The sequence below is a fragment of the Rhodospirillaceae bacterium genome, from assembly GCA_028819475.1.
Classification (GTDB): domain Bacteria; phylum Pseudomonadota; class Alphaproteobacteria; order Bin65; family Bin65; genus Bin65.
This window is the reverse complement of the sequence record JAPPLJ010000050.1, coordinates 215731-241168: the sequence shown is the minus strand read 5'-3', so window position 1 is coordinate 241168 and position 25438 is coordinate 215731. Positions and strand designations below refer to the sequence as shown.

Annotated in this window: 26 protein-coding genes and 1 tRNA gene; 11 read left to right on the top strand and 16 right to left on the bottom strand. The window is 69.3% G+C overall.

Features of this window, described 5'->3' with window-relative positions; all coding sequences use genetic code 11:
* Positions 1-75: 75 nt before the first annotated feature.
* From OXM58_15560 to OXM58_15550, 3 genes are read right to left on the bottom strand one after another with little or no spacing between them, the layout of a single operon-like run.
* Positions 76-1170, bottom strand: a complete 1095-nt coding sequence (locus OXM58_15560) for a DNA polymerase III subunit delta' (GenBank protein MDE0149787.1) — start codon at positions 1168-1170, stop codon at positions 76-78.
* Positions 1163-1825, bottom strand: coding sequence for a dTMP kinase (gene tmk, locus OXM58_15555; GenBank protein ID MDE0149786.1), 663 nt, complete (start codon positions 1823-1825; stop codon positions 1163-1165). Before tmk ends, OXM58_15560 begins: the two co-directional genes overlap by 8 nt.
* A 4-nt stretch (positions 1826-1829) precedes the next feature.
* The gene (locus OXM58_15550) at positions 1830-2672 is read right to left on the bottom strand and encodes a D-alanyl-D-alanine carboxypeptidase (GenBank protein ID MDE0149785.1); all 843 of its coding nucleotides are present in this window, start codon (positions 2670-2672) and stop codon (positions 1830-1832) included.
* Between the two features lie 319 nt (positions 2673-2991).
* Here OXM58_15550 and OXM58_15545 point away from each other — a divergent pair.
* Both OXM58_15545 and OXM58_15540 read left to right on the top strand, forming a co-directional pair.
* Positions 2992-3081, top strand: a tRNA-Ser gene (locus OXM58_15545).
* A gap of 140 nt (positions 3082-3221) precedes the next feature.
* Positions 3222-3719: a tetratricopeptide repeat protein gene (locus tag OXM58_15540; GenBank protein MDE0149784.1), complete on the top strand. Its 498-nt coding sequence runs from the start codon at positions 3222-3224 to the stop codon at positions 3717-3719.
* 6 nt (positions 3720-3725) lie between these two features.
* Here the strand turns inward: OXM58_15540 and OXM58_15535 are convergent, their stop codons facing one another.
* Both OXM58_15535 and OXM58_15530 read right to left on the bottom strand, forming a co-directional pair.
* Complete coding sequence (locus OXM58_15535; GenBank protein ID MDE0149783.1) at positions 3726-4115, bottom strand: rhodanese-like domain-containing protein; 390 nt, start codon at positions 4113-4115, stop codon at positions 3726-3728.
* 17 nt (positions 4116-4132) lie between these two features.
* The gene (locus tag OXM58_15530) at positions 4133-5359 is read right to left on the bottom strand and encodes an O-succinylhomoserine sulfhydrylase (protein MDE0149782.1); all 1227 of its coding nucleotides are present in this window, start codon (positions 5357-5359) and stop codon (positions 4133-4135) included.
* 472 nt (positions 5360-5831) lie between these two features.
* On the opposite strand from OXM58_15530, the gene OXM58_15525 reads away from it, so the two are divergent.
* Positions 5832-6266, top strand: a complete 435-nt coding sequence (locus tag OXM58_15525; protein MDE0149781.1) for a potassium channel family protein — start codon at positions 5832-5834, stop codon at positions 6264-6266.
* Between the two features lie 81 nt (positions 6267-6347).
* Here OXM58_15525 and OXM58_15520 read toward each other — a convergent pair whose 3' ends face one another.
* The 3 genes from OXM58_15520 to OXM58_15510 form a co-directional block, all read right to left on the bottom strand.
* The gene (locus OXM58_15520; protein ID MDE0149780.1) at positions 6348-7520 is read right to left on the bottom strand and encodes an iron-containing alcohol dehydrogenase; all 1173 of its coding nucleotides are present in this window, start codon (positions 7518-7520) and stop codon (positions 6348-6350) included.
* Positions 7521-7704: 184 nt separating this feature from the next.
* On the bottom strand, positions 7705-9300 hold the full coding sequence (locus OXM58_15515; GenBank protein ID MDE0149779.1) for a Ppx/GppA family phosphatase: 1596 nt from the start codon (positions 9298-9300) through the stop codon (positions 7705-7707).
* Positions 9301-9314: 14 nt separating this feature from the next.
* Positions 9315-11585, bottom strand: a complete 2271-nt coding sequence (locus OXM58_15510; protein MDE0149778.1) for an RNA degradosome polyphosphate kinase — start codon at positions 11583-11585, stop codon at positions 9315-9317.
* A gap of 74 nt (positions 11586-11659) precedes the next feature.
* Between OXM58_15510 and OXM58_15505 the strand changes: the two genes are divergently transcribed.
* The gene (locus tag OXM58_15505) at positions 11660-12190 is read left to right on the top strand and encodes a histidine phosphatase family protein (GenBank protein ID MDE0149777.1); all 531 of its coding nucleotides are present in this window, start codon (positions 11660-11662) and stop codon (positions 12188-12190) included.
* Between the two features lie 108 nt (positions 12191-12298).
* Here the strand turns inward: OXM58_15505 and OXM58_15500 are convergent, their stop codons facing one another.
* The 5 genes from OXM58_15500 to OXM58_15480 all read right to left on the bottom strand — a co-directional run bounded on the left by OXM58_15500 (position 12299) and on the right by OXM58_15480 (position 16712).
* Positions 12299-12820, bottom strand: coding sequence for a hypothetical protein (locus tag OXM58_15500; protein ID MDE0149776.1), 522 nt, complete (start codon positions 12818-12820; stop codon positions 12299-12301).
* A gap of 64 nt (positions 12821-12884) precedes the next feature.
* The gene (locus tag OXM58_15495; GenBank protein ID MDE0149775.1) at positions 12885-13523 is read right to left on the bottom strand and encodes a hypothetical protein; all 639 of its coding nucleotides are present in this window, start codon (positions 13521-13523) and stop codon (positions 12885-12887) included.
* A 339-nt stretch (positions 13524-13862) separates the two neighbouring features.
* The gene (locus tag OXM58_15490; protein ID MDE0149774.1) at positions 13863-14642 is read right to left on the bottom strand and encodes an SDR family oxidoreductase; all 780 of its coding nucleotides are present in this window, start codon (positions 14640-14642) and stop codon (positions 13863-13865) included.
* A complete protein-coding gene (locus OXM58_15485; GenBank protein MDE0149773.1) occupies positions 14626-15417 on the bottom strand; it encodes a DNA replication protein in 792 nt (263 codons plus the stop codon). Before OXM58_15485 ends, OXM58_15490 begins: the two co-directional genes overlap by 17 nt.
* Positions 15414-16712, bottom strand: a complete 1299-nt coding sequence (locus OXM58_15480; GenBank protein ID MDE0149772.1) for a DUF2066 domain-containing protein — start codon at positions 16710-16712, stop codon at positions 15414-15416. Before OXM58_15480 ends, OXM58_15485 begins: the two co-directional genes overlap by 4 nt.
* A gap of 116 nt (positions 16713-16828) precedes the next feature.
* Here OXM58_15480 and purM point away from each other — a divergent pair, with 116 nt between their 5' ends.
* From purM to OXM58_15465, 3 genes are all read left to right on the top strand, one after another.
* Complete coding sequence (gene purM / locus OXM58_15475; protein ID MDE0149771.1) at positions 16829-17926, top strand: phosphoribosylformylglycinamidine cyclo-ligase; 1098 nt, start codon at positions 16829-16831, stop codon at positions 17924-17926.
* A complete protein-coding gene (gene purN, locus OXM58_15470) occupies positions 17923-18576 on the top strand; it encodes a phosphoribosylglycinamide formyltransferase (protein MDE0149770.1) in 654 nt (217 codons plus the stop codon). Before purM ends, purN begins: the two co-directional genes overlap by 4 nt.
* A 123-nt stretch (positions 18577-18699) precedes the next feature.
* Positions 18700-18837, top strand: coding sequence for a hypothetical protein (locus OXM58_15465; protein MDE0149769.1), 138 nt, complete (start codon positions 18700-18702; stop codon positions 18835-18837).
* A 201-nt stretch (positions 18838-19038) separates the two neighbouring features.
* Here OXM58_15465 and ndk read toward each other — a convergent pair whose 3' ends face one another.
* The 3 genes from ndk to OXM58_15450 form a co-directional block, all read right to left on the bottom strand.
* Entirely contained in the window at positions 19039-19461 is a 423-nt protein-coding gene (gene ndk / locus OXM58_15460; GenBank protein ID MDE0149768.1) for a nucleoside-diphosphate kinase, read from the bottom strand.
* A 112-nt stretch (positions 19462-19573) separates the two neighbouring features.
* Positions 19574-20032 (bottom strand): DNA polymerase III subunit chi, encoded by a 459-nt coding sequence (locus OXM58_15455; GenBank protein ID MDE0149767.1) that lies wholly within the window; start codon positions 20030-20032, stop codon positions 19574-19576.
* Positions 20033-20107: 75 nt separating this feature from the next.
* Entirely contained in the window at positions 20108-21598 is a 1491-nt protein-coding gene (locus OXM58_15450) for a leucyl aminopeptidase (GenBank protein ID MDE0149766.1), read from the bottom strand.
* Between the two features lie 531 nt (positions 21599-22129).
* Between OXM58_15450 and OXM58_15445 the strand changes: the two genes are divergently transcribed.
* From OXM58_15445 to OXM58_15430, 4 genes are all read left to right on the top strand, one after another.
* The gene (locus OXM58_15445) at positions 22130-22417 is read left to right on the top strand and encodes a HigA family addiction module antitoxin (protein MDE0149765.1); all 288 of its coding nucleotides are present in this window, start codon (positions 22130-22132) and stop codon (positions 22415-22417) included.
* Positions 22418-22459: 42 nt separating this feature from the next.
* On the top strand, positions 22460-23329 hold the full coding sequence (locus tag OXM58_15440; GenBank protein MDE0149764.1) for an amidohydrolase family protein: 870 nt from the start codon (positions 22460-22462) through the stop codon (positions 23327-23329).
* A 34-nt stretch (positions 23330-23363) separates the two neighbouring features.
* Positions 23364-23975 carry a DsbA family protein gene (locus tag OXM58_15435; GenBank protein MDE0149763.1) on the top strand — a complete coding sequence of 204 codons (612 nt, stop codon included), beginning with the start codon at positions 23364-23366 and terminating at the stop codon, positions 23973-23975.
* A gap of 94 nt (positions 23976-24069) precedes the next feature.
* Entirely contained in the window at positions 24070-25434 is a 1365-nt protein-coding gene (locus OXM58_15430; GenBank protein MDE0149762.1) for a hypothetical protein, read from the top strand.
* The last annotated feature ends 4 nt before the right edge of the window (positions 25435-25438 follow it).

The window sequence follows — 25438 nt, the reverse complement described above, 5'->3', positions numbered from 1 at the left end:
GGGGACGGTTTGAAACCCTCCCCCACAACGCCTGAGACGCCCCTTCGCCCGTCGGTTTCTTCTTCCTGCCCCGCGTCAGCCGCCGGCCGTCCGGACGAGGCGGCCGGTATCGCGGCACGCCTTCAGCACCGTGTGGCGCCGGTCGAGATTGAGCAGTTCGGCCTCGCGAAACCGTTCCGCGGTTTCGAACCACAGCACGGCGGCGGCATCGCGCACCGCGGCTTCCCGCGCGTCGCGGGCCAGGATCGCGCTGCGCCGCGCCAGCAGCTGGCCGACGGTGCGGAACGCTTCGGTCGCGCCGGCCCGCGCAACCTGTTCGGCCAGGTCCAGCGCCGCGATGCCGCCCGCCTCTTCCGGCTCCGCCAGGATGGCGCCGATCCGGCGCTCCAGCGCCCCCGCGTCGGCGTCGAGCAGCCGGATCGCCCGGCCCGGGCTGCCCGCCGCCAGGTCGAGCAGCGTATCGTCCGCACGGGACGCCAGGTCGGGCGCCGCCGCGCCGATCGCGGCCCGGACATCGTCGGGCGCCAGCGGCGACAGGGCGAGCAGCTGGCAGCGCGAGCGGATCGTCGGCAGGACGGTGCCGGAAACGTGGCTCATCAGCAAAAACAGGCACTTGTCCGGCGGTTCCTCAAGCGATTTGAGCACGGCGTTGGCGGCGTTCCGGTTCATCTCGTCGACCGGATCGACGATGACGATGCGCCAGCCGCCGTCGGCCGCCGTCCGGTTGAGAAATTTCATGGCTTCGCGCACGTCGCCGACAGCGATCTCGCCGCGTAATTTCTCGGTTTTCGGGTTGATCGAGCGGCGTACGATTCTGAGACCGGGATGGGCGCCGGCGGCGATCTTCCGCGCCGCCGGATCGTCCGGAACGACGTCGGGCAGGCGATCGGCCGGCAGAACATCGGCCGGCGTTTCCATGCCGGGCAGGCCCGGCAGGCCCGGCCCGGCCGGCGGCCCCGCGCCGTCCAGCGCGCCGGACAGGATGGCGCGGGCGAAGCGGAAGGCGAGCGTCGCCTTGCCGATGCCCTCGCTGCCGGTCAGCAGCCAGCCATGGGCCAGCCGGCCGCTGCGCCACGCCTTCGCCAGCACCGCCTCGGCCGTCTCGTGGCCGAACAGCGCATGGGTGTTCTCCGGACCGGGCCGGGCCGCCTCCTCCTTCGGCTCAGCCATCGGCAAGCAGCCTGCCTTCGACCGCCGCGGCGATCTGCCGGGCCACGTTGTCGGCCGGCGGGGCGGCATCGACGACGACGCAGCGCGCCGGTTCCTTCCGGGCGATGTCGAGAAACCCGTTGCGCACCGCTTCGTGAAACCGGAGATCGCGGCCTTCGAAGCGGCTCTCGGCTCCCGGTCCGGCCGCCATCCGCCGCCCTGCCCGCGCCAGCCCCGCTTCGGCCGGAAGGTCGAGAACGATCGTCAGGTCCGGCGTCAGGTCTCCCACCGCGAACCGGGTCAGCGCCGTCAGCCCGTCGAGCGGCAATCCGCCGGCGTAGCCTTGGTAGGCCAGGGTCGAATCGGCAAACCGGTCGCACAGCACCCAGGCGCCGCGCGCCAGCGCCGGCCGGATGAGTTTCCCGGCATGGTCGCGCCGGGCCGCGGCGATGAGCAGGGCTTCGGCCGTGGCGTCCCAGCGGTCGGGGTCGCCGGTGACCAGCAGGGCGCGGACCGCCTCGGCGCCCGGCGTGCCGCCCGGTTCCCGCGTCACGACGGTTTCGATGCCCTGCCCGTCCAGCCAGGCTGCGAGCCGGCGGATCTGGGTCGACTTGCCGGCCCCCTCCCCGCCCTCGACGGTGACGAAGCGCCCGGCCGCAGGCTTGCGATCCGCCACCGGTCTACTGCCCGGCACCAGAAGGCTGGCGGAAGCCCCAGCGCAGCAGGCGCACCGCTTCGCGTTGCCGGGCGCCGGCGCTCTTCAGGCCGTTGATCACCAGAATCAGCCGCCGGCCGCCGCGCTTCGCCGAGGCGACGAGGCCGTAGCCCCCGGCCCGGGTCTGGCCGGTCTTCAGGCCGTCGGCGCCTGCGACCCGGCCGAGCACCGGGTTCCGGTTGGGCCATGCCCGGCCGCCGAATTGCACCGAGCGCAGGGCGAACAGCCGATAGCGCGCCGGGAACCGGGCGACGATCTCGCCAGCCAGCCGGGCGACGTCGCGTGCGCTGGTCAGCTGGCCGGGGGCGGTGAAGCCGGTGGCGTTGCGGAACGCCGTGTCGCGCAGGCCGAGCTGCCGGGCGCGCCGGGTCATCGCCGCCGCGAACGCGGTCTCGCTGCCGGCCAGCCGCTCGGCCAGGGCGACCGTGGCGTCGTTGGCGGAATGGACGATCATCGCCCGCACGAGGTCGCGCACCCGGTAGCCGCCGCGGGGCTTCAGGCCGACGCGCGACCCGCGTTGCCCGGCGGCATGCCGGCTGGCGGCAACCTGCGCCTCGCCGGAGAGTCGGCGCGCGCGCAGCGCCTCGAAGACCAGCAGGGCGGTCATCAGTTTGGTCATGGACGACGGCCGCATCCTGACCCCGGCGTTTTTCGCGAACAGCACGCGATAGGACGGGAAATCGACCAGCAATGCCTGTTTCGCCGGGGTGGCGGGGCTCCGCCCGGCCGCCGCGTTCGCTTCGCCGGCGGCTACAGCAGTCGGCAGCGCAAGACCTATCGGCATGAGGAACAGCAGAAGCGGACGCATCGGTTTCCGGCGCGGTCGGAGATGGCGGCGCCATTGTACGGATTATTCTCAGGCCGGATAGCCGAAGCAGGGGATTCATTCCGGTCGGTCTTTGCATACACCGACCCCGTCATATCGACCGGAGCCGCCTGCAGGGCGGCGAAGTGGAGATATCTTTTCCCCGCGGAGCAAGGAACGTTAAACCGCGCTGGAAAGATTTCTCCGCTCCCTGCGGTCGGTCGAAATGACGGATTGGCAATACCGGGGCGTAGGTTTCGCCGGTTGACGCTTCGCGTCCCGGCCCTAATCTGATCAATCGAATATCGCTCCCGCACCGTCCGGATGGGTGGCCGAGCGGTCGAAGGCACCGGTCTTGAAAACCGGCAGGCGTGAATGCGTCTCGTGGGTTCGAATCCCACCCCATCCGCCAACTTTGCGGTTTAATAGTATGAAAAATAACAAAAATCCTTTTATTTTACGAACATTAGTTCCAGAATTTGCGCCCGCGGCGCGGCGGTATGCCATTGGGGATCGGCGCCCGAAACCGCGGTCTCGATGGGAGGACGGTCGATGACGGCAACCCTTTTGCGGTACACGGTTTCGGCGACAGTCGCCGTCCTGTTTTACGCGCTGCTTGCGGCGGGCCCGGCCGTGGCGGCGGGGGCCGGCAGCAGCCCGCAGCCGGGCACGCCGGCGAACCCGGACTACACAACGGCGGTGGCGCTGATCGGGAAAGGCGACTTCGCCGGGGCGCTCCCGCTGCTCAGGAAGGCGGAGGCGAAGGCGCCGGACAATGCAGATGTCCACAACTGGCTCGGCTACGCGCTGCGCAACCTGAAACGGTATGACGCGGCGCTGAAGCACTACGGGATCGCGCTGCGCATCGAACCGCGGCACCGCGGGGCGAACGAGTATCTGGGCGAACTCTATCTCGCGCTGGGCCAGCTCGAGAAGGCCGAGGAGCGCCTCGCCGTGCTCGACCGGGCCTGCCTGTTCGGCTGCGAGGAATATACCGAGCTCAAGGAAGCGATCGAGGCCTACAAGGCGAAGCACGGTAAGGGCGATTAGCGCCCCTCACGCCGCCGGTCCGGACGGCTGCCCCGCCTCCTCCGCCATCTCGTCTTCCGTGCGCACCGGATAGCCCGCGATCGACCAGTCGACGATGCCGCCGTCCATGTGGACGACCTCCCGGTAGCCGGTCTCCAGGAAACGGGCGAAATTTTCCGCGGTCCGGCGGCCGGAGCGGCAATGGAAGATGCCGATCTTGCCGCTGTCGCCCTCGGGCCGCAGGCTGTCGAAGGTCGAGAGCGGATAGTGGGCCGCGCCGGGAATGTATTCGTCCTCGTATTCGATGTCCTCGCGCACGTCGATCAGCACGGCCTCGCCGGCCTCCAGCAGCATCTTAGCCCGGTGCACGTCGACCGCCTGGACGGTGATGTTCTTCTTGTTCGAAAGAGTCGCCATAGCGTTCGATCCTTTTGTCAGGCGCCGAGGCCGGCCTGGGCACCCGCACAATTTAGGGCACGGTCCAGGTCGCGGATCAGGTCGTCGGGATGTTCGAGGCCGACCGACAGGCGGATCATGTCGTCGCCGATGCCGACGGCGGCCCGGCCTTCGGCGCCGATCCGGTGGTGGGTCGTCGAGGCCGGATGGGTCGCCAGGCTCTTGGCGTCGCCCAGATTGTTGGAAATCGGGATCAGCTGCAGGGCGTTGAGCAGGGCGAAGGCCTCGCGCCGGCCGCCTTCGATCGTACCCTCGATCATAAAGGTGACGACCGTGCCGCCGTCCGCCATCTGGCGCCGCGCCAGTTCCGCCTGGGGATGGGAGTCGAGGAAGGGATAGAGCACCCGCCGGACGCCGGCGCGCCGTTCGAGCCAGTGCGCGATATGGGTCGCCGTCCGGCATTGGCGTTCGACCCGCACCGCCAGGGTCTCCAGCCCCTTGAGCAGCACCCAGGCGTTGAACGGACTCATGCTCGGCCCGGTGTGGCGGACGAAGGGCGAGAGCGCCTCGCTGCAATACGCTTTAGAGCCGAGGATCGCGCCGCCCAGGCAACGCCCCTGCCCGTCGATATGCTTGGTCGCGGAATAGACCGCCACGTCCGCGCCGAGTTCGAGCGGCCGCTGGAGCAGCGGCGTGGCGAAGACGTTATCGACCACCACCGTGGCGCCGGCGGCGTGGGCCAGTTTGGCGACCGCCGCGAGATCGACGATTTCGAGCTGCGGATTGGTCGGCGTCTCCAGGAAGACCGCCCTTGCCGGGGTGGAAAGCGCCCGCTCCCACGCCGCCAGGTCCGTGCCGTCGACCAGGTCGGTGACGATGCCGAAGCGGGGCAGGATGTCGGTGCAGACGAAGGCGCAGGAGCCGAACAGGGCGCGCGACGCCACCAGCCGGTCGCCGGTGCGCAGCAGGCCGATCAGGGCGGTGAAGACCGCCGACATGCCGCTCGCCGTTGCCACGCCGGCCTCGGCGCCCTCGATTGCGCACAGCCGGTCGACGAACATCTGCACCGTCGGGTTGCCGTAGCGGCTGTAGACGTAGCGCAAATCCGGGTTCTCGAAGGCATCCGCCGCCTCCTCGGCCGAGCCGTAGACATAGCCGGAGGTGAGGTACAGCGCCTCGGCGGTCTCCTCGAACGGGCTGCGCACGATGCCGCCGTGCACGGCGGCAGTCTCCGTGTGCAGCGGATGCGGGAATTCCCGGGCGATCGCCCCTGTTACGGATTCAGGGGTTGCGGGTCCGGGGGTCGGCTGAAGGATCTGGTTCACGGTCATCCCCATGGGTTGCCGGTCGGCGGGCCCACGGAAGATGCCTCCGTGGCGCTTTAGCAGTTGGTGACGCGGATGCAAGCTGCCCGATCAAATCCCGCGGATCCGGTAAGGGGGATCGGCCCATACAAAAACCCGTCGCGGCTTCCGGACGGGTTTCCACCTCTTTAGCCGCATTTCTTAAAAGCGCCCGCAAGTCGGTCTAAATCGGCGCTGCGATCCATATGGAACATCGCGGGGCCGCCGTCAAGCCCCGGCTGTGTCTTGCAAGACCGGCCCGGAAAAGCGGCGCGGCACACCCGGCGTCGACGGCGATGACCGCGGCGGCGAATCCGGGTTAATCTGGCGCTGCCGCGGTTACCGGCCGGGAGGCCGGGCGGGCCGGCGTGCAACAGCGGGAGCAGTCCAGGCGATGACAAGCCAGTTCGCCGTCGGATCGGCCCTGATCGTGCTGAGCTTCGCGATCCATGCCGCGTTCATGGCGCTGGCGGTCCGCGCCTTCCGCCGGCACGAAGCCTGGCTGGCGCAACCGCCCCAATTGTCAAAGCTCACCGGGGCGCTCACCGTGCTCTCCGTCTGGCTGCTGGTCAGCATGAGCGCCACGGTCTGGATCTGGGCCTTCTATCTGCTGTGGAGCGGGGCGCTGGGCGACCTGGAGACGGCGGTCTATTTCTCGCTCGTTTCCTTCACGACGCTGGGCTTCGGCGACGTCGTGCTCGACAAGCCGCACCGCCTGCTGTCCGGTTTGCTCGCAGCCAACGGCCTGGTGCTGTTCGGCCTGACCACGGCCGTGCTGATCGACCTGATCCGCAGCCTGCACACGACGCGGCCCGGGGCGGGAGACTGATTGCCGGGTTTCCAGCGTCCCGTGGGGGAGGGTTTGAAACCCTCCCCTACACCGGCCGGTGCATTCCGGAGAGCGGTCTTCTCACCACGCCATGTCCAGGATCTCGCGCACCTGGGCCGCCTCAGCGATTGGGCGCGGGTTGGAGCGCACCATCATGTTGCCGAGGCTGCCTTCGGCGATCGTGTCGAGCTGATCTTCGGTTATGCCGACGGCGCGCAGGGTGCCGGGCTGGCCGAGCCGGGCGACGAGATCGGCGACGACGTCGGCCGCCGCCTCCCCTGCCCGGCCGAGCGCTTCGCTGACCCGGGCCTGCTGTCCGGCGTTCACCGGCGCATTCCAGCGCAGCACGCTCGGCAGCATGACGCAGCTTGTGTGGCCGTGGGGCACGCCGCCGACCGCGCCGAGCTGGTGGCCGATGCCGTGGCTGGCGCCGTATTCGACCCGGCCGAGGCCGAAACCCGCCAGCCAGACCGCAAGCTGGCAGTCGCGCCGCGCCGCCAGGTCTTCCGGATGTTCCTTCGTCCGCGGCAGCGCCCCGGCAAAGATTTTCAGCGCGTGGATCGCCGTCGCGTCCGGCAGCGGCTGGGCCGAGCGCGAGCAAAGGGTTTCGACGGCATGGTCGACGGCGCGCACGCCGGTCGAGAGCCACAGCCAGTCCGGCGTGTGGACCGTCGCCGCCGGGTCGAGGATCACGGCGGCCGGCGCGCTGTCGCGCGCGATATAGGCGTCCTTGACGCCGCGCTCCGGGTCGGTGACGCCGGCGATGTTGCTGAATTCGGCGCCGGAGAGCGTCGTCGGCACCGCGATCTGCCGGACCGCCGAAGGGCCGACCGCCGGCACCGTGCGCGCGCCGTCTTCGGCCACCGTCACGCGGTAGGCCTTCAGGGCTTCGGGGTCGTGCACGTCCTCCGCCAGGCACAGGAGGGCGGCCTTCACGGTGTCGATCGGCGTCCCGCCGCCCACGGTGACGACGACATCGGCCCCGCTCCGCCGGATCGCGGCGGCGCAGTCGATGACGGTGTCGACCGGCGTGTGTTCGCGGCAGCCGGTGAAGAGGCCGGCGAGCCCGTCGCCCAGTTCGGCCTCGATGGCGGCAATCGTGTCCGTCCGGGTCGCGAGGGTCGTCGAGGCCACGATCAGCGCTCGCCCTGCCCCGAGCGCCGCCATCTCCCGCGCGATCGCCTCCGGCGCCGGCGTACCCCAGCCGACGCGTTCCTGGGCGAGAAACTGAAACAGGCCTTCCGCTGGCGTCATGGCGTTTGTCCGGTGTTGCTGCACCTGCCGCATCGCCCGGCCGCCCGAGCGGAGAAGCTATTGTCATCCGCGGATTTTGTAGGGGAGGGTTTGAAACCCTCCCCTACACACGGGCGTCCATTCACGAATTTGCAAAGATTACTCGCGGCCTGCCAAGTACACAAAAGGCTGTTGCAGCGCCCCCCTACCCCAGCACCAGTTCCGGCTCCAGTTCCAGGGTCATGGCAAGGTCGCCGAGGCGTTTCCGGATGACTTCGCCGAAATAGTGGGTGCCGCTGTCGCCGACCTTCAGCGCGAGGGCGGTTTCCGTTCGCTCGAAGCGGCTGCCGTCGAGGATTTCGGGCTGTCCGGCGGCGATGGTGTAGCCCAGCCGCAGGGCCTGGCCGAGGGCCCTTGCATCGCGGATATCGTCTGCGCCGAGGCCCGTGTCGCGCGCGGTTCGCTCCATATCCTCCTGGATGCCGCCGCTGTAGCGCGCGCTCGCCGCCAGCGCGAGGAAGGCGCGGCCGGCATGGTCCAGCCCCATCAGCGGGGCGGTCAGGATGCGGCCCCAGGCGTGCCGGTTGCGGTAGTCCGGGTGGTCGGACCAGCCGGTGTCGGCGATCTCGCAGGCCGCCCGGCGCAGGCGGGTCCGTTCGCGCGTCTCGCCGGGGAAGAGACCGGCGGTCCAGCCGGCGAGCGCCGGCCCGAGCCCGGTGAAGCGGCAGAAACGCTGGCCGAAGGCGGACGCCCCGGCGAGCAGCGGATCGGCGCGCCGCGCCGCGGGGTCGAGGGCTTCGTACAGGACCCCCTCGCGCACGCCCCGCGCGGCGAAGACGATCCGGGCCGGCTGCGCGATCCGGATCAGCCGCCGCAACACGATGGCCGACGCCCGCACCGCTTCGATCCGCCTGGGTGAGATCGCCGGCAGCCGCTCCAGCGCCCGGTCGCTCTGTCGCGCCAGCAATCGGGCGAAATCGGCAAACTCCGAAGCCCCGGCGCGGTAGCCGTCGATCATCCGCAGCGCCCGGCCGTGCTGCGCCATATGGACCTTGGCGAGCGACCGCCAGGCGCCGCCGACGGCGTAGAGCGTCGTCCCCCCGGCCTTGGCGAGCCAGTCGATATCGCCGAGCGATTTCCTGACCAGGGCGCCGATCCTCTCGCCCTGCGCCATCGCCTCGTTGAGCCGCAGCGGCCCGAGCGGCAGGGTTGCCATGTCGCGCACCCGTTCGCCGCCGACCCGGACAAGCTCCAGGCTGCCGCCGCCCAGATCGCCGACGATGCCTTCCGCCTGGGGGAAGCCGGCCATGACGCCATAGGCCGAAAGCCGCGCTTCGTCCTCGCCGCTCAGGACCCGGACCTCGAGGCCCGGATCGCGCCGCAGCGCCTCGATGAAGGCCGGGCCGTCCGCGGCCTCGCGCACCGCCGCCGTCGCGAAGGCCGAAAGGCCGGCGACCTTCATGGCGGCCGCCGCGCCGACGAACCGGCCGAGATTTTCCTGCGCCCGGGCGACGCCGTCCGGGTTGAGCCGGCCGCTGGACTGCATGCCGCGGCCGAGCCCGCACATCACCTTCTCGTTGAAGATCGGCGTCGGCGCGCGGGCCGAACCCTCGAACACCACCAGGCGGATCGAATTGGAGCCGATATCGATGACCGCGATCCGCCGCCCGAAGAAGTAATCGGGAGCCTCGGCGTCCGGGACGCCTGCGCCGCCGTTGGTATCCGGGCCGGCCGGCAGCAGGGCGGCAGTGCCGGCAGCCGCACCCGGCGCGGCCGCGTTTTCAACAAGGCCCGAGGCCATTCAGGCGGGTTTCCTCAAACGCTTCCGGGGGGCGACAGGTCGGCCGGCGGGCGCCGTCCCTTGCCGCGCCCCCTGCCGTAGAGGGCGCTGCCGCGGCCGGAAAGACTCGGGTTGGTCATGAAATAGGTATGGCAGGAAAAGCCCTTCAATGCACGTTCAGAAGCGTCGGCCGAAGCGTCCGCGGAAGCGCCGGCCGGCATGACCCGGGCGTAACGGCCGTCCGCGTCCAGCACCCAGCTCTGCCGGTTGTCGTTGATCTGCGCGACAATGATCTGGTCGAGCATCTGCTCGTGGACGGTCGGGTTCTCGATCGGCACCAGGCTCTCGACCCGGCGGTCGAGGTTGCGCGGCATCCAGTCGGCCGACGACAGGTAGAGCCGCGCGTCGCGGTTGGGCAGCGCCTTGCCGTTGGCGAAGGCGACGACGCGCGAATGTTCGAGGAAGCGGCCGACGATGCTCTTGACCCGGATATTTTCCGACAGGCCCGGCACGCCCGGCCGGAGGCAGCAGATGCCGCGCACCACCAGGTCGATCTGCACGCCGGCCTGCGAGGCGCGGTAGAGGGCGTCGATCATCGGCCCGTCGACCAGGGAGTTCACCTTGGCCCAGATCTGCGCCGGCCGGCCGGCCCGGGCGTTGGCGATTTCGGTGTCGATATGCTCCAGCAGCCTCTGGCGCAGGTCGATCGGCGCCACGGCGAGCTTCTGCATCGGCTCGGGCCGGGCATAGCCGGTCATGTAGTTGAACAGGTGCGCCGCGTCGCGGGTCAGCACCGGATCGCAGGTGAAGAAGGAAAGGTCGGTGTAGCTGCGCGCGGTGATCGGATGGTAGTTGCCGGTGCCGTAATGCGCATAGCGGGCGAGGCCGTGGCCCTCGCGCCGCACGACCAGCGAGACCTTGGCATGGGTCTTGAGGTCGATGAAGCCGTAGACGACCTGGGCGCCGGCGCGTTCGAGGTTGCGCGCCCAGCGGATGTTGGCCTCCTCGTCGAAGCGCGCCTTGAGTTCGACCAGCGCGGTGACGCTCTTGCCCGCCTCGGCGGCCTCGGCCAGCGCGTCGACGATCGGCGAGTCCGTGCTGGTCCGGTAGAGCGTCTGCTTGATCGCGACGACGGAGGGATCGCGCGCCGCCTGGCGCAGGAATTGCACGACGACGTCGAAGCTCTCATAGGGATGGTGGACGAGGATGTCCTTGGCCCGGACCGCGGCGAAACAGTCGCCGCCGAAGTCCCGGATCCGTTCGGGCGAGCGCGGGTTGTAGGGCTCGAACAGCAGGTCGGTCCGCGCGTTATCGATCAGCTGGCTGACGTCGGCGAAGCCGAGCAGGCCGTCGATCTCGAAGACGTCGTCTTCCGGAACCTCCAGCTCCTTGACCACGAAATGGCGCAGGCTCTCCGGCATGGCGGCGTCGACCGACAGATGGATGACATGGCCGCGCCGGCGCCGCTTCAGCACGGTCTCGAACAGGGCGACCAGGTCTTCGGCCTCCTCCTCGATCTCGATGTCGCTGTCGCGGATGACCCGGAACAGGCCGCGCGCCTGGACCTCGAAATCCGGGAACAGGTGGTGCAGCATCAGCCCGACCAGGTCTTCCAGGGTGATATGGCGCGCCGCCTTGCCGGGCAGCCTGATGAAGCGCGGCAGCTGGTCGGTCAGGCGGACCAGTGCATAGAGCGATTCGTCGGCGTCCGGCCGCGCCAGTTCGAGCGCAATCGACAGGCCCAGGTTCGGGATGAAGGGGAAGGGATGCGCCGGATCGACCGCGATCGGCGTGAGGACCGGGAACACCTGTTCCATGAAATGGTCGTCAAGCCAGGCCAGGTCGGCAGCGTCGAGCGCCTGCGGATCGACCACGTCGATGCCGTGCCGGGCGAGGTCCGCCCTGAGGCGCCGCCAGGCCGCAAGCTGCGAATCGATCAGGTCGCCGCCGCGCGCGTAGATCGCCCGCAACTGTTCGGCCGGCGAGAGGCCGTCCTGGCTCGGCGCGGTCACGCCGGCCTCGACCTGCCCCTTCAGCCCGGCGACCCGGACCATGTAGAATTCGTCCAGATTGCTCGCCGAAATGGACAGGAAGCGCAGACGCTCGAGCAACGGGTGGTCGGTATTGTCGGCCTCTTCCATGACCCGCTCGTTGAAGGCGAGCCAGGAAAGCTCCCGGTTGATGAACCGTTTCGGATCGGTCAGCGAAACGCCGGCATCGTCCGAAGGCTCCGGCCCGGATTCGCCAATCTGGGAGTCGGCGATCTGGGCGTCGCTGTCCTGTAACGGGGCGATCCGGTCGTCCATGGGGTGTCCGCGTCGTTATCGGCCCTCGGGCCTTCGCACAATCCCAATATAGTGCAGTTTTTCGGGAGAACATAATGGCCGGACCAGACGCCAACCGCCGGATACTGATTTTGCGGCACGCCAAGTCCGACTGGGCCGCCGGTTACGGGTCCGATTTCGACCGTCCGCTGAACGCCCGGGGCCGCCGGGCCGCCGCTCTCATGGGGGCCTGGCTGGCCGAGGAAACCCCGGTGCCCGGCCTCGTCCTGTGCTCGGCCGCGCGGCGCGCCGCGGAGACCTGGACGATCGTCGCCCGGCAATGGCCCGAGGCGCCCGACCCGGTGCTCGACGAAGCCCTGTATCTCGCCGAAACCGGCGACCTGCTGCAGCGCCTGCGGTCGCTGGACGACGGCGTGGCGACGGTCTGCCTGGTCGGCCATCATCCGGGGTTCGACGGCCTGGCGATCCTGCTGGCGGCGGACCGGGCGGCGCGCGGAGTCGCCGAGATGCGCGCCAAGTTTCCGACCGCCGCCGTGGCCGACCTGGCGTTCGAAGGAGCGTGGCCGGCCCTCGGCCCCGGCAAGGCGACGCTGCTGCGCTTCGTCCGCCCGAAGGATCTGGTGTAGCCCGGAATTTGTGCACGGGATGGCGCGCGGAATTGGCCCCCGATTTGTAGGGGAGGGTTTGAAACCCTCCCCTACGCCGATAGCGTAAGGTCAGATTAAGGTTACCGACTAATCTTTTGTTTTCAAATGTAATTTCAATCCGACAACCGCAAAGCAGCCATAGCCCGCCGCGATCGCGAAGGGCCAGAGCACGAGGCCGATCACGGTGAACCAGAAGCCGGCCGCGACCGCGATCAGGATGCCGCCGGCGCGCAGCCAGCCCGCCGCGGCGAGCAGCTTCAGGCCGCCCCACGCGCCGGCCGCGCCATAGGCCAGCCAGACCGCCAGCCCGGCCCAGCCCGATACGCCGCCTTCGAGATGGGGCTCGGCGGGCAGGCCGGCGACCGTCGCCGCTGCGAACACCGCCTCGCCCAGGAACAGCAGCCTCAGTCCGTCGAGAACCGCGGCGTTCCCACCGGCATCGTCCCCCAAATTTGCCCGGGCCGCCGACCGGCGCATCAGCAGGAGCGTGCCGAGCCGGCAGACCGTCGCGACCACCATCAGGGCCAGCGCGGAGCCGAACAGGTCCGGGGCCAGGAAGGCGAGCAGGGTCAGGAGCGCGGCGAGCGCGGCGGCGATGGCAATGGTCATGGACCGGCGGCGGCCTTCCCGTTCCGCTGCGCCGGCCGGGCCGAATCGCGGATGATGTCCCCGTTCATGTCCCCTTTGATGTCCGGGCCATCTCGCGCGAGCCGATGATCAGGCCGATGCCGTGGCAGACCCAGCCGCCCAGCACGATCGCGCCGGCCAGCAGCAGGAACAGGCCGGTCGCCCCGGCGATTCCGCCCATCGACAGCACGTTGCCGGCGAAGGCGAGGATCATGCCGGCGAGATAGACGATGCCGATCGCCTTCCAGAGCCGCGAGCCGACATGGTTGCCGAACCCGATCGCCGCGATAGCGAACCAGATCCAGGCCATGACGGTCGCCAGGCCGGTGATCGCCGACAGCGTGTCGAACGATCCGGCACCGCCGCCCGGCGCCGCGCCCGCCCCGCCGAACAGGAACAGGACCAGGTTGACGGCCATGAGGATCATGATGGTCATGATCGGCGTGTCGGCCCGGCGGTAGCCGAAGGCGTGAAACAGGCCCCTGGTCGTCCAGTAGACGAAGATCATGATGGCGAGATAAAGGACGATCGCCATCGAGAAGGTCGACGTGAACGCCGCGGGGTCCGGATTTTCCTGACCGGCCATTTTCACCATGGTCCCGGCGAGGACGAAGCCCATGACCATAACGGCGACGATCAGGAAAAAGACCATGACCCCGCCGATCCGCACCATATTCGCCGACATGTCGCCCTCGTCCTGTCGCCACCCCTCCGCGAATCCGGCTGGGATTTTGCGGCAATACTAACCCGATTCGCCCAATCCGCCCAACGGGCGCGCCGTTTCGGTAGTTTCTTAGTTTGACTATTCGTATCGGCCGGAGTCGATCCCCTATCGGTCATTTCGACCGAAGCCCCGGATTCATCCGGGGCGGAGCGGAGAAATTTTTCATCGGCGGAGCAAGGTCCAAAGTATTGTATTGGAAAGATTTCTCCATTCCGCGGCTGCGCCGCTCCAGTCGAAATGACGGGGAGGAAACGGGTTTAATCCGGCGCCGTAAATCGAACTGAGACACGATCGCCGCTTCTACAGCGTCGACATCGCCTCGCCGCCGTCGACGACGATATTCTGGCCGGTGACGTAGCCGGCATGGACCGAAGCGAGGAAGGCGCACATGGCGCCGAACTCCGCCGGATCGCCGACCCGGCCGGAGGGATTGCCGTCGTAGCGGCCTTGCATCTCCTCGTCGAACGGGATCGCCTTGCGCTCGGCCATCGCCGCCACGTTCGCGCGCAGCCGGTCGGTATCGAACGGCCCCGGCAGCACGTTGTTGATCGTGACGTTGTGCTTCACCGTCTCGCGCGCCAGCCCGGCGATGAAGCCGGTGAGGCCGGCCCGGGCGCCGTTCGACAGGCCGAGGCCGGGCAAGGGCTTCTTCACGGCGTAGGAGGTGATGTTGAGGATCCGGCCGAAGCGCCGTTCGATCATCGGGTCGAGGACCGCCCGGATGAGCAGGATCGGCGCGATCATGTTGGCGTTGCAGGCCTCCGCCCAGTCGCCATAGCCCCATTCGCGGAAATCGCCGGCCGGCGGGCCGCCGGCGTTGTTGATCAGGATGTCCGGCTCCGGGCAGGCTGCGAGCGCCGCCGCCCTGCCCTCTTCGGTCGCGATGTCGCCCGGCGCCGGCGTCACCGCCTGGCCGGCCGCGGCGGAAATCTCTGCCGCGGTGAGTTCGAGATCGGCCGCGGTGCGCGCGGTGATCGTTACGCGGGCGCCCTCGCGGGCCAGCGCTTCGGCGCAGGCGCGGCCCAGCCCCTTGCTCGCCGCGCAGACCAGCGCGGTCCTGCCCTCAAGACCCAGATCCATGCTTCTCTCCCCCGTCGAAGGCCGCGGGCCGCCCGGCCCCGGCGCTCCGGTTCAACACTTCCGCGGCCAGGTCCCGGCCGATCCGGCGCCGCCGTTCCAGCGCCAGCCGGTCGATCCGGTCGACGAAGGACCGGATGGCCGGGAAGGACCGTTCGATGCGCGGCAGGACATAACCCGCCAGTTCGGGCTGGACCGCGAGCTGGCGGTCGCCGAACTGCTTGCGCATGACGGCTTCGAGCAGCCCGTCGTCCGGCAGCGCGATCCCGGCCGCCGGCAGCGCCGCGATGCGCGAGCGCAGGTCCGGCAGTCCGATGCGCCACGCACCCGGAACGGCGCGCGCGGTCATGAGAAGGCTGCCGCCGGCCAAGCGGACGGCGTTGTAGAGATGGAGCAGGGCTTCCTGCCATGCCGGCACCGCAGCCAGCCGCATGTCGATATCCTCCAGCAGCAGGGCGCCGCCCCGCTCCGCCAGCTCCCGGCCCGCTTCCAGGTCGAGCGCGCCGTCGCCTGGCGCGGCGGCGCCGCTGGCCGCGCGCCAGACCGCTGCGAGATGGGATTTTCCGCAGCCCTCGGGGCCGTGCAGGATCAGCCCGGCACCCGGCCAATCGGGCCAGCGGTCGACCCAGCCGACGGCCAGCGCGTTGCATTCGGCAACGGCGAAATCCTCGCGCGCCAGCGCCGGCCGGAACGGAAGGTCGAGGGTGAGCTGGCGCGGCCCTGAGATGGCCGGGGCGGTGTCCGGGCCGGCATCCCGGACAGAATCCGGGGCTTTCATTGTTCCCCTTCGCCGTCGGGCGTCCCGCCGCTGTCCCGCACCCGTTCGCCCAGCACCCAGACGGTCTTCGCTTTCCGTCCCGTCCCGCGCTCCTGCTGCAGCAGCAGGCCGAACGCCGGCAGCCGGACGGCCAGGTCATCCGCATTGCCCCGGTGCGTCAGCGCCAGCCGCGCCTCGCCCCTGGAAAACGCGATCACCCGGTGGCCGGTCACGGAGGGTGCCGCAACGAGGTTTTCGCGCACCCGGACCCAGGCGGCGAGATCGTCGAACCGGAGCACCACCCGTGTGGTCGCGACCGGCCCGTCCGGGACGATGACCCGGTCCTTCCAGCGCTCCTGAAGCCAGGCGTCGAGGGCAGCCGCCGCGTCCGTCATCGCCGTCGCGCCGGCGGCGGTAATCGGCTCCAGTTCCTCGATGTCGCCGCTGCGCAGGTTGAACAGGGCGGCCACGACCGTCAGCCCGCCGTCTTCGATCTGCTTCTCACCGCCCTCTTCGGCCTGCTCCCCCGCGCCCGCTTCGCCGCTCTCCCCTGCGCGTTCCTCAGTGCCTTCTTCGCCGTCCTCCGGGGCCACTTCCGGGGCGCCCTCTCCGGCGTCCGCGCTGCCGGCAGCGGCGACGGCGATCAGAACCTGCTTCGCCCCGTAGGCGCCGGCAATCGCCGTCAAGCGTTCCGCGTCCCGTTCGCTTGCATGGGCGGCGTCGATCGTCTGCAGGTCCTTCAGGTTGCCTTCGGGCAGGACGACCGGAACCAGGCCGGGCTCCCGTTCGGCCGACAGCCAGGCGTCGCGCCACGGGTTCGGATCGTCCCACAGGATTGCGCCGCTCTCGTCGCGCCAGACCGGCAGGACAAGCACCGGATCGCTGCGCCGCGACGACCAGGCGATTCCCTCGCTCTTCAGGAACGCGCCGACCGTCCCGGGCCGGAAGAGGTAGCTGAGCGCGCCGTCGAAAGAGCGCCCGTCTTTTATTTTCCGCCGCTTTGCGCGCACGACTTCCAGGCCGCGGACCATCGCGCGCGCTTGCTCCGGCGGCACCGGGGGAAGGAATTCGTGGTCCCGGGCCGAGGTCAGCCGGCGCAGCAGCCGGTCGAGCGCCGCCGGCGCGCTGTTCAGCGCCGCGTCGCGCCGGGCGTCCCCGGCGGTTTTGCCCTTGCCTTTTGCCGGCACGTCGCGGACCCAGAAGATGGATTCTTCCGCGGCCGCCGGTCCCGCAACCGGAGCGGTCGCGAGCAGGACGGCGGCCGCCGCAAGGGCGGCGGTGCGGAACAGGCGCACGGACGGGCGGGACGGGTTCATCGGCGGCGGACTCGGAAAACGGGATTGCCCGGAAGCGGGATTGAGAAGCGGGATTGATCTGGGCCGGCGAGCCCGCCTAAACCTAAGCTGAAATCGAAACCGGGGAAACCGCCGTCATCGCTGCAAATCGATACCCCGAAAATCGATACCCCGCGAACCGATACGGGGAGGCCGGAGTCGACGTCGCGGCCGGCGACCGGCTGGTCGAACGGATCGCGCCGCTGGCCCAAGCGACCGCGCGGCGCGGCACGATGGGCGGGATCGGCGGCTTCGGCGGCCTGTTCGATCTCGCCGAAGCCGGCTATCGCGATCCGGTCCTGGTCGCGGCGACCGACGGCGTCGGCACCAAGCTGCGCATCGCCATCGAGACCGGCCGCCACGCCACGATCGGCATCGACCTCGTCGCCATGTGCGTCAACGACCTGGTCGTCAGCGGCGCCGAGCCGCTGTTCTTCCTGGACTATTTCGGCGCCGGGAAACTGGAGCCCGAGGTTGCCGCCGAAGTCGTCGCCGGGATCGCCGAGGGATGCCGGCTGGCCGGGTGCGGCCTGATCGGCGGCGAGACCGCGGAACTGCCCGGCCTCTACGCCCGCGGCGACTACGATCTGGCCGGCTTCGCGGTCGGCGCCGTGGAGCGCGAACGATTGCTGACCGGCGAATCGGTCGCGCCGGGCGACATCGTGCTCGGCCTGGTGTCGGACGGAATCCATGCCAACGGCTTCTCGCTGGTCCGGATGCTGTGCGCCGAAGCCGGCCTCGGCTGGAGCGATCCGGCGCCGTTCGATTTGTCCCGCCCGCTCGGGGACGCGCTGCTGACGCCGACCCGGATCTACGTCCGCAGCTGCCTGGCCGCGGCCCGGGACTCCGGAGCGGGCGGCGGCGTGAAGGCGCTGGCGCACATCACCGGCGGCGGGCTGACCGGGAACATCCCGCGCGTCCTGCCGCCCGGCCTGGGCGTCGACCTCGACGGCGGCGCCTGGACCGTCCCCCCGGTGTTCGGCTGGCTCCGGGAGGCCGGCCGGCTCGATCCGGCCGAGATGGCGCAGACCTTCAACTGCGGCCTCGGCATGATCGCGATCGTCGCGCCGGACGCGGCTGCCGGGGCCGAGGCGGTGCTCCACAGCCACGGCGAAACGGCGATGCGGGTCGGTACGGTCGTGGCGCGCGACCCGGCCGCGCCGGCGGTGCGGATCGCCGGGTGGGAGGACGAATGACGCGCCTGAAGACCGGCGTGCTGATTTCCGGCCGCGGCTCCAACATGGCGGCGCTCGCCGAAGCCTGCGCCGACCCCGGCTTTCCGGCGGAAATCGTGCTCGTCCTGTCCAACGAACCGGGCGCGGCGGGCCTCGGCCGGGCGCGGGACATCGGCATCCCGGCGGCGGCCGTCGACCACCGCGCCTTCCCGGACCGCGCCGCCTTCGACGCCGCCCTCACGGCCCGGCTCGAGGCCGCCGGAGCCGAATTCGTCTGTCTTGCCGGTTTCATGCGCTTGCTCACCGCCGGCTTCGTCGAGCGGTGGCGCGACCGGCTGCTCAACATCCACCCGTCGCTGCTGCCGGCGTTCCGGGGGCTGGACACCCACGAACGCGCGCTGGCGGCGGGCGTCCTGCTGCACGGCTGCACGGTCCATTTCGTGCGGCCCGACCTGGACGACGGGCCGATCGTCATGCAGGCGGCGGTCCCGGTGCTGCCCGGCGATACGGCGGAAAGCCTGGCGGCCCGCGTGCTCGAACAGGAACACCGCATCTATCCGGCCGCCCTGCGCCTGGTGGCCGAACGCGCCGCGGCGGTCGACGGCGAACGGATCGTCTGGCGCGCCGGCTGGCGTTGCGAAGGACAGCTGGTCAATCCGCCCCTGCCCTGAGCGAATACAGTATCGTGCAGCGAACGGCGCCCGACCGGGGGTTGGCAGACCGGCCGATGCTTGTGTATAGAGCGCTTCCGAAGGGAATTCCCGATATGCGGGACGTGCGGGGAGGCATGCGGCATGGCTGACAACTTCGGCGAAGGCACGGCATTCTACGAAGAGCACCGCAAGGCGTGGGGCTACTTCACGAAATGGGGCCTGCGCATCGTCATCCTGAGCGCCATCGCCACCGCCCTCGCCTTCTGGCTCGAAGCCTGAATGCGCCGGAACGGGCGGCGGGCCGGCGCAGGTCCGTAACGCCAAGGCCGCCCGGAGAGGCGGCCTTTTTCGTTTCGAGACAGGGCGCTGGCCCAAAATCTTCAGACCTATCTAAGTCGGTTTGCGAACGAGCGTAACAGCATCCGGCAGGCATTGTAGGGGAGGGTTTCAAACCCTCCCCTACCGCTGATTCAACGTACTTTAGCCGACGATCTCGACGTCGCTGAAGAAGAAGCGGATTTCCGTCGCCGCTGTTTCCGGCGCGTCGGAGCCGTGGACGGAGTTGCGCTCGATATTCTCGGCGAACGATTTGCGGATCGTGCCGTCGGCGGCCTCGGCCGGGTTGGTCGCGCCCATGACGTCGCGGTAGCGCGCGATCGCGTCCGCGCCCTCCAGCACCTGGACGACGACCGGCCCGGAGGTCATGAAGGCGACCAGGTCGGTGTAGAAGGGCCGTTCGGCGTGAACGGCGTAGAAGCCCTTCGCCTGCTCTTCGGTCATGCGGATGCGGCGCTGGGCGACGATGCGCAGGCCGGCCTCCTCGATCATCGCGTTGATGGCGCCGGTCAGGTTGCGCGCCGTGGCGTCGGGCTTGACGATCGAGAAGGTCCGTTCGAGGGCCATGGCGCGGCTGCTCCGTCGATTGAGATTGGGGAAGGGGGACGGTCGGGAAAAGTGCCGCCGGGTATAGGAATCGCCCGCGCCTGCGTCCATGCGACGGGATGGCGGCGGGGCCCTACCCCTTCTTCTCCCAGCCGCGCTCGGCCTGCTGCCAGTAGGTGAGGGTGTGGCCGGCGTCCTTCCAGGCCGTCCATTGCGTTCGGGCGTGGGCGACGGCGGCCTCGTCGCGGCCGTCGAACAGGGCGAAGCAGCGGGCGTAGTCGCCGAGCGCGCCGGACTCCGCACCGTCGGTCAGGAACAGGAAGGCCGCGCCGTTGGGGTTGTCGTCGCCGACGGTGAGCCAGACCGGCTGCTTCTCCGCGTTGCCGTCGGCCGCCGTGCCGTGGGGCAGGAAGCTGTCGTTGCGGTTGGACGGCCCCCAGCGCCACAGGGCGTCATCGAGATGCTTCACCCGTTCTTCCGACCCGGCCTTCACCACCGCCCGCTCGCCGCGCTCCAGCGTCTTGACCAGCAGTTGCGGCAGCGCGGCCTCCAGCGGCGTGCGCAGCAGATGGTAGAAGCCGATTTCGGTCATATGTCCGGCGCCGCTCCCCTGCGCGTCTCTGTAGGGGAGGGTTTGAAACCCTCCCCTACACCACGTAGTGCTGCCCTACCCCTCGTAATGCTCCGCCACCAGGCGGTCGAGCAACTGCACGCCGAAGCCGGTGCCGCCCTTGGGCACGGTCGGCCTGTCCTTCTTGCTCCAGGTCACGCCGGCGATGTCGAGATGGGCCCAGGGCACGTCGTTGACGAAGCGCTGCAGGAACTGCGCCGCCGTGATGCTGCCGGCGCCGCGCCCGCCGATATTCTTCACGTCCGCGGCGTCGCTGGTCAGCAGCTTGTCGTAGGCCTCGCCCAGCGGCATGCGCCAGGCCGGCTCGCCGGCCGCCTTGCCGGCCGCCGCGATCCGGTCGGCCAGCTCGTCGTTGTTGGCGAACAGGCCGCAATTCTCGTTGCCCAGCGCGATGATGATCGCGCCGGTCAGCGTCGCCAGGTCAATCATGAATTTCGGCTTGAAGCGGTCCTGGGTGTACCAGAGCGCATCGGCCAGCACGAGCCGGCCCTCGGCGTCGGTGTTGAGCACCTCGACGGTCTGGCCCGACATGGAGGTCACGATGTCGCCGGGCCGCTGGGCCGCGCCGGAGGGCATGTTCTCGACCAGCCCGGCGACGCCGACGGCGTTGCACTTCGCCTTGCGCCCGGCCAGCGCCTTCATCAGGCCGATGACGACGCCGGAGCCGCCCATGTCCCACTTCATGTCTTCCATGCCGGCGGCTGGCTTGATCGAGATGCCGCCGGTATCGAAGGTGACGCCCTTGCCGACGAAGGCGACCGGCTGGTCCTTCTCGCCGCCGCCTTTCCACTGCATGACCAGCAGCTTGGATTCGCGCACGCTGCCCTGGCCGACGCCGAGCAGCGAGCCCATGCCGAGGTCGCGCATGGCGTCCTCGCCCAGCACCTCGACCTCGACGCCGAGATCGCGCAGGGCCTCGCCCTGGGCCGCCAGGGTTTCCGGGTACATGACGTTGGGCGGCTCCGAAACCAGGTCGCGGGTCAGGAACACGCCGTCGGCCAGCCTGTCCAGCGGCTTGAACGCCTTGCGCGCCGCCGCGGCGTCGGGCCCGCCGACGGTCAGGCCGGAGAGCGTCGGTTTCTGCTCGGCCTTCTCCTTGGTGCGGTAGCGGTCGAAGCGGTAGCTGCGCAGCCGGGCGCCGAAGCCGGCCCGCGCCGCCGCTTCGGCGCCGCCGATCTTGCCGCCCTCGACCGGATCGAGCAGCAGGACCGCGGATTTCGCACCGGCGCCGTTCAGGGCCGCGACCGCGCGCCCGCCGGCATTCTGCGCCGCCAGGCCGTCGAATTCCGCTGCCTTGCCCAGGCCGAGCACGACCACCCGGTCCCAGCGGCCGTCGCCGGGGCTGGGCAGGACCAGCGCATCGCCGCCGCCGCCCTTGAAGCGGCTGGCCGCCACGGCGCGCGAGACGGCGCCGTCCAGCGCCTTGTCCGCGGCTGCGGCCGAGGCGGACAGCGTCTTGTCCTTCAGGGCGAAGACGACCAGGGAACCATCCTTCGGCAAATCGAGCTTGCTGAAACGGATTTTCATGCGCGTAAACCTGTCAAAGCGAAATGTGGGGCCGGCCGCTCCTTACTTAATCGGCCCGTCGCCGCTGCGCAATCGACGGGGTTGCCCGGGTTGTGAGTCAGCTTGACTTTTCGTGTCGGCCGGAGTCGATCCCCTGTCCGTCATTTCGACCGGAGCCCCGGATTCATCCGGGGCGGAGCGGAGAAATCTTTCACGCGCGGAGCCGGGTCCGAAGCGCCGTACCGGAAAGATTTCTCCACTACGCGCCTGGCGGCGCTCCGGTCGAAATGACAGGGAAAGTATGGGTTTAGTCCGGCGCCGTAAGTCAAACTGACTCACTACCGGTTGTTGCCCACACTGTCGCCCCGGACGAAGCGCAGCGGAGATCCGAGGCCCAGAGCCACCGGCGCGGACCTTCGGGTCGGCCCCTTCGACAAGCTCAGGACAGGCTCTGGACCCCGGCTCGGCCTACGGCCGGCCGGGGTGACACAACGGTGTGTTGGCGCGATATTGGGTTGGGCTACATACCAAGAGGCGATACCGGGGAATCCGATGCCCAAAGCCGAACCCATCCATCCGGGCGAACATCTGGCGGAATTTCTCGAAGAACTCGGGATCAGCCAGTACCGCCTCGCGACGGCGATCCGGGTGCCGCCGCGCCGGATCAACGAGATCGTTCACGGCCGCCGCGGCGTGACGGCGGATACGGCGCTGCGCGTCGGCAAGGCGCTCGGCACGTCTCCCGAATTCTGGCTCAATCTCCAACGGATGTACGATCTGGACGTGGCCAGAAATTCGACCGACGTCGAGGGTATCGAACCGCTTGTGACGGCGGCCTGACTGCCGCTACCTTCCGGGCCCGCAACAGGGAGTTCGCGTGCCATGTTCGATCCCGACGCCGTCGCCGCCATCGACATCCACACCCATGCCGAAGAGCCGTGCGGCACCCATGCGGACGACGGCTACGCCGAGTTCCAGGCAGGGATGCAAAAGTATTTCCGGACCGGGCGCGAATGGCCGCCGGCGATCGACGAGACCGCGGCCTATTTCCGCGAACGCAACATCGGCGCGGTGATCTTCGCCGTCGATTGCGAGCGCGAGACCGGTTTCCGGCGCTACGACAACGAGCAGATCGCGGAGGAGGCCGCAAAGCATTCGGATATCCTGATCCCCTTCGCCAGCATCGACCCGGCCAAGGGCAAACTGGGCGCCCGCGAGGCGCGCCGGCTGGTCGAGCATTTCGGCATGCGCGGCTTCAAGTTCCACCCGACCATGCAGGGCTTCTACCCGAACGACCGCAGCGCCTATGTGCTCTACGAGGCGATCGCCGAGGCCGGCGTACCGGCGCTGTTCCATACCGGGCAGACCGGGGTCGGCGCCGGCATGCCGGGCGGCATGGGCATGAAGCTGAAATACTCCAACCCGATGTATCTGGACGATGTCGCGGCGGATTTCCCGGAGATGACCATCGTCCTCGCCCATCCCTCCTTCCCGTGGCAGGAGGAGGCGCTCTCCGTCGCGACCCACAAGCCCAACGTCTATATCGATCTCTCGGGCTGGTCGCCGAAATATTTTCCGCCGATCCTGGTGCGCTACGCCAATTCGCTCCTGCGCCACAAGGTGCTGTTCGGCTCCGACTGGCCGGCCATCACGCCGGACCGCTGGCTTGCGGATTTCGAAACCCTGAACATAAAGCCGGAAGTTAAGCCGCTGATTTTGAAAGAGAATGCGCGGAAGGTTCTGGGGATTTAGGCGGCGCACGCGACGACAACGGACAACCGGAGCCATGACGGCAGTGCCCGACCTCCCCGAACTCACCGTCTATATCGACGTCAAGAGCCCCTATGCCTATCTCGCCATGGAGCCGACCCGGGCGCTGGCGGCGGACTTCGGCATCGAGCCGGTCTGGAAGCCCTACACGCTGGAAATCCCGGATTTCCTGGGCGCGGTTAGGACCCGCAACGACCATCAGTGGCGCAGGGTCCGCTACGCCTACATGGACGTCAGGCGGATCGCCAACACGCGCGGGCTGACCGTTTACGGCCCGCAGAAAATCTTCGACAGTTCCGTCGTCCATATCGGCATGCTGCGCGCCCAGGACCACGGCCGCTTCGATCCCTACATAGACCGCGTGTTCCTGCGCTTCTGGAAGCGCGAACTGGAGATCGAGGAGCCGGCCGCGGTCGCCGGGGTGCTGGAGGAAGCCGGCGTGCCGTCGGCCGGCTTCGCCGAATGGGCGCAGGGCGAGGGCCGCCGGCGCCACGACGCGCTGTGCCGGGAGGCCGAGGCGCTCGGCGTGTTCGGCGTGCCGACCTTCGTGTTCCGGGACGAGCTGTTCTGGGGCAGCGAGCGCCTCGACATGCTGCGCGCGCGGATCGAGGAGACGCTGGCGGCGTAGGTGCCTTGCAAGGCTTGCCCGCGCGGCGGCGCCTGCTCTATGGAAGGCGCGCCACGGCCCGGCCGGGGCGCAACGAAAAGGGAGGAAACGCCAGATGACCGTCCGGTCGCTCGAAGACAAGATCCGGTCGATCGGCAACCCGGTCGACATGCTGCGCAACGCCGCCGCGGGCCCGTACCAGTTTCCGATCCAGTCCGAGTTTTCCAACTGGCGCGACGAGCAGGAGGCCTGGCGCCGGACCGCCGTCCTGTTCGACCAGTCGTTCCACATGACGGATCTCTACGTCGAGGGGCCCGATACCCGCCGGCTGGTCGAGCACATCACCGCCAACGCGGCGACCAACTGGCGCCGCAACGTCGCCAAGCAGTTCGTCGCCTGCACGCCGAGCGGCTATTTCGTCGGCGACGCGATCCTGTTCATCCTCGAGGAGGACCGGGTCAACATCGTGAACAAGCCGATCACGCGCAACTGGGTCGTCTATCATGCGGAACAGGGCGGGTTCGACGTCGAGATGACCACCGACGACCGGGCGCTCGACAACCGGGGCCGCCGGCTGGGCTACCGCTTCGAGGTGCAGGGCCCGAACGCCTGGGCACTCCTCGAAAAGGTCAACGGCGGCCCGATCGAAGGCATCAAGTTCTTCCGCATGGGCGAGATCAATATTGCAGGGCGCCCGGTCCGCGCGCTGCGCCACGGCATGGCCGGCGAGGCCGGGCTGGAGCTGTTCGGCCCGTTCGACGACCACGGCCTCGTCCGGGACACGCTGCTGGAAGCGGGGCAGGAATTCGGGCTGCTGCCGGCCGGATCGCGGACCTACTCGACCGTCGCGCACGAAAGCGGCTGGTTCCCCTCGCCGATGCCGGCGATCTATTCCGGCGACGATCTCAAGCCTTACCGGGAATGGCTGCCGGCCGACGGTTTCGAGGCCTCGATCTCGCTCGGCGGCAGCCTCGTCAGCGCAAATATCGAGGACTACTACCTGACGCCGTACGACCTCGGATACGGCCATATCGTGAAGTTCGACCACGACTATGTCGGCCGCAGCGCGTTGGAGGCGATGCAGGACCGCCCCCACAAGCGCAAGATGACGCTGCGCTGGAACAAGGACGACGTGGTGCGCGTCTTCGCCAGCCTGTTCAACGAAGGCGACCGGTTCAAGTATCTGGATATCCCGGCCTCGCACTACGCCACCCTGCCCTACGATCTGGTGACCCACGAGGGGCGGCCCGCCGGCATTTCCCACTACCCGGTCTACAGCTCCAACGTGCGCGACTGGATCTCGCTGGCGCTGCTCGACGAAAGCGCAGCGCAGCCCGGCACGGAGGTATCGGTGCTGTGGGGCGAGCCCGACGGCGGCACCGCCAAGCCGACCGTCGAGCGCCACATCCAGACCGAGGTCCGCGCCACGGTCGAGCCCTGCCCGATCTCCCTGACCGCTCGGACGGACTACCGGGCCTAGCCGG

What these genes read in the sequence shown, in the direction of transcription:
- OXM58_15480 (MDE0149772.1), bottom strand. Translation starts at nt 16,712, where the DNA reads ATGAACCCGTCCCGCCCGTCCGTGCGCCTGTTCCGCACCGCCGCCCTT.
- OXM58_15465 (MDE0149769.1), top strand. Translation starts at nt 18,700, where the DNA reads ATGGCTGACAACTTCGGCGAAGGCACGGCATTCTACGAAGAGCACCGC.
- OXM58_15540 (MDE0149784.1), top strand. Translation starts at nt 3,222, where the DNA reads ATGACGGCAACCCTTTTGCGGTACACGGTTTCGGCGACAGTCGCCGTC.
- OXM58_15455 (MDE0149767.1), bottom strand. Translation starts at nt 20,032, where the DNA reads ATGACCGAAATCGGCTTCTACCATCTGCTGCGCACGCCGCTGGAGGCC.
- OXM58_15520 (MDE0149780.1), bottom strand. Translation starts at nt 7,520, where the DNA reads ATGACGCCAGCGGAAGGCCTGTTTCAGTTTCTCGCCCAGGAACGCGTC.
- OXM58_15515 (MDE0149779.1), bottom strand. Translation starts at nt 9,300, where the DNA reads ATGGCCTCGGGCCTTGTTGAAAACGCGGCCGCGCCGGGTGCGGCTGCC.
- ndk (MDE0149768.1), bottom strand. Translation starts at nt 19,461, where the DNA reads ATGGCCCTCGAACGGACCTTCTCGATCGTCAAGCCCGACGCCACGGCG.
- OXM58_15505 (MDE0149777.1), top strand. Translation starts at nt 11,660, where the DNA reads ATGGCCGGACCAGACGCCAACCGCCGGATACTGATTTTGCGGCACGCC.
- OXM58_15445 (MDE0149765.1), top strand. Translation starts at nt 22,130, where the DNA reads ATGCCCAAAGCCGAACCCATCCATCCGGGCGAACATCTGGCGGAATTT.
- OXM58_15440 (MDE0149764.1), top strand. Translation starts at nt 22,460, where the DNA reads ATGTTCGATCCCGACGCCGTCGCCGCCATCGACATCCACACCCATGCC.
- OXM58_15485 (MDE0149773.1), bottom strand. Translation starts at nt 15,417, where the DNA reads ATGAAAGCCCCGGATTCTGTCCGGGATGCCGGCCCGGACACCGCCCCG.
- OXM58_15430 (MDE0149762.1), top strand. Translation starts at nt 24,070, where the DNA reads ATGACCGTCCGGTCGCTCGAAGACAAGATCCGGTCGATCGGCAACCCG.
- OXM58_15435 (MDE0149763.1), top strand. Translation starts at nt 23,364, where the DNA reads ATGACGGCAGTGCCCGACCTCCCCGAACTCACCGTCTATATCGACGTC.
- OXM58_15560 (MDE0149787.1), bottom strand. Translation starts at nt 1,170, where the DNA reads ATGGCTGAGCCGAAGGAGGAGGCGGCCCGGCCCGGTCCGGAGAACACC.
- OXM58_15525 (MDE0149781.1), top strand. Translation starts at nt 5,832, where the DNA reads ATGACAAGCCAGTTCGCCGTCGGATCGGCCCTGATCGTGCTGAGCTTC.
- OXM58_15490 (MDE0149774.1), bottom strand. Translation starts at nt 14,642, where the DNA reads ATGGATCTGGGTCTTGAGGGCAGGACCGCGCTGGTCTGCGCGGCGAGC.
- OXM58_15510 (MDE0149778.1), bottom strand. Translation starts at nt 11,585, where the DNA reads ATGGACGACCGGATCGCCCCGTTACAGGACAGCGACGCCCAGATCGCC.
- OXM58_15450 (MDE0149766.1), bottom strand. Translation starts at nt 21,598, where the DNA reads ATGAAAATCCGTTTCAGCAAGCTCGATTTGCCGAAGGATGGTTCCCTG.
- OXM58_15500 (MDE0149776.1), bottom strand. Translation starts at nt 12,820, where the DNA reads ATGACCATTGCCATCGCCGCCGCGCTCGCCGCGCTCCTGACCCTGCTC.
- purN (MDE0149770.1), top strand. Translation starts at nt 17,923, where the DNA reads ATGACGCGCCTGAAGACCGGCGTGCTGATTTCCGGCCGCGGCTCCAAC.
- OXM58_15495 (MDE0149775.1), bottom strand. Translation starts at nt 13,523, where the DNA reads ATGTCGGCGAATATGGTGCGGATCGGCGGGGTCATGGTCTTTTTCCTG.
- OXM58_15535 (MDE0149783.1), bottom strand. Translation starts at nt 4,115, where the DNA reads ATGGCGACTCTTTCGAACAAGAAGAACATCACCGTCCAGGCGGTCGAC.
- OXM58_15550 (MDE0149785.1), bottom strand. Translation starts at nt 2,672, where the DNA reads ATGCGTCCGCTTCTGCTGTTCCTCATGCCGATAGGTCTTGCGCTGCCG.